Origin of the sequence: Kitasatospora sp. NPDC057542 (assembly GCF_042801945.1) — a bacterium.
Taxonomy (GTDB): Bacteria; Actinomycetota; Actinomycetes; order Streptomycetales; family Streptomycetaceae; genus Kitasatospora.
In genome coordinates this window covers 1-1661 of the sequence record NZ_JBHVFE010000814.1, presented here as the reverse complement: position 1 = coordinate 1661, position 1661 = coordinate 1, and the positions used below count along the sequence as shown (strand labels likewise).

Annotated in this window: 2 pseudogenes; one reads left to right on the top strand and one right to left on the bottom strand. The window is 74.6% G+C overall.

Features of this window, described 5'->3' with window-relative positions:
* Nucleotides 1-187, bottom strand: a pseudogene (locus ACFU7Y_RS43775) (glycosyltransferase); the annotation flags it as partial.
* A 370-nt stretch (nucleotides 188-557) separates the two neighbouring features.
* Between ACFU7Y_RS43775 and ACFU7Y_RS43770 the strand changes: the two are divergent.
* Nucleotides 558-1154, top strand: a pseudogene (locus tag ACFU7Y_RS43770) (amidohydrolase family protein); the annotation flags it as partial.
* Between the last annotated feature and the right edge of the window lie 507 nt (nucleotides 1155-1661).

The window sequence follows — 1661 nt, the reverse complement described above, 5'->3', positions numbered from 1 at the left end:
CCACCGAGTGCACCGACGGACCGAGCGGCACCAGCGGCACCCCGACCCGCGCCAGCAGGTCCGCGAACTCCTCGTCCGGCGGCGCGCACACCCGCACCTCCGCGCCGAGCCCCCGCAGCGCCGCCGCCAGCCCCGCCAGCGGCTCGACGTCTCCGCGCGATCCCCACGTCGTCATCAACACGCGCATTTCACGACTCCCGTTTCCGCAGGTCATGGCCTTACGGCCAGGATTCTGCGACACAACGGGGGGCTTGCCGCAAGCCCCGGGGCACGCTATAGCTTGAGAGTGGCAAGGGGATTGGCTCTCCTTGCCGTTTCCCTTGGCCGCCCGGTCCCACCCGCGCACACCGAACCTGCCGCACCGGAGCGATCCGCGCCCTGAACCCCGTCTGCCCCGGCCGATCCGCCAGACGCCCGCCCGCTCCGCACGCCCCTACCGTCGGGCGGCCTGCCGCGGGCCCGACGGCCACTCCGGGCCGTACACACGAGAAACCGTCGGCCCGGTAGCCTCCACCCCAAGTCCTCTGCCGCAGGCAGCTCATTCCGGCAAACCACCGCTCGACTCGATCGAGAAGGCAGCGAGCGACGGCACGCCGCACGGGGTGTCCCCCGTCCGGCACCGGATCGAGCACATCGAGACCGTTCCGGACGCGCTCGTCCGGCGATTCGCCGAGCTCGGCGTGGTCGCCTCCATGCAGCCCACCCACTGCTGCGACTTCACCCGGGCCGACCACACCGACAACTGGTCCCGCCGCCTCGGCGAGGAACGGGCCGACCGTGCCTGGCGCTGCCGGGACCTCTGGGACGCGGGCGCCACCGTCGTCCTCGGCTCGGACTGGCCGATCGCCCCCTACCCGCCGCTGGGCGTCATGGCGGGCGCCCGCCACCGCCGTCCCACCCGCGACCCGAGCCAGGCCCCGCACAGCCCCGGCCAGGCGCTCACCGCCGCGGAGGCGCTGCTGGCGATGACCGCCAACGCCGCCCACGCGGCCGGCGAGGAGCAGCTGGCGGGCAGGATCACCGTCGGCCACCGCGCGGACCTCACCGTGTTCGCCGCCGACCCACTCACCACCCCGGCCACCGAACTGGCGGACCTCCCCGTCCTGCTGACCGTCCTGGACGGCCGCCCCACCCACCGCTGCGACTCGCTCTGAACCGACCGCGGCCCGCACCGGACCGGGTCACTCCACCGGCCCGATGGCACGACCCCGACGCACGGTCCGAACGCCGGGCCGCCCCACCACGTACCCCTGGACGGGGGGACGCGGGGCCGCCCGGGCCCGCGCACGTGCCCGACCGAGGAGGCACGATTGCCCGCACCGCAGCCACCGGGCTGCTCACCGGACTCCTCTGCCCGGGTGGCGCGTCCGCCGCGTTCGCGAACCCCACCCCGAACCGGCCAGGGGCGCCGAACCAGACCTGCTGGACGTTCCTGGCGGCCGGGGGACAGACCCCGGGCCACACCGGTTCCTCCCCCCGGCTCCCCCTTAGACGAGCCCGGTCTCGGCAGTCAGCCGAACGGCGGCCGGGGCGGGCCGGCGTGCAGAAACGCCGGCGCGCCGTCCCCGTACGGCGTCGCCTGCTACCAGCGGTTCGCCCGTTCGTCCTGAACCGCCCGGCCCCTGCATTCCGTTGTGTTCCGTTTCCGTTTTCCGTACGGT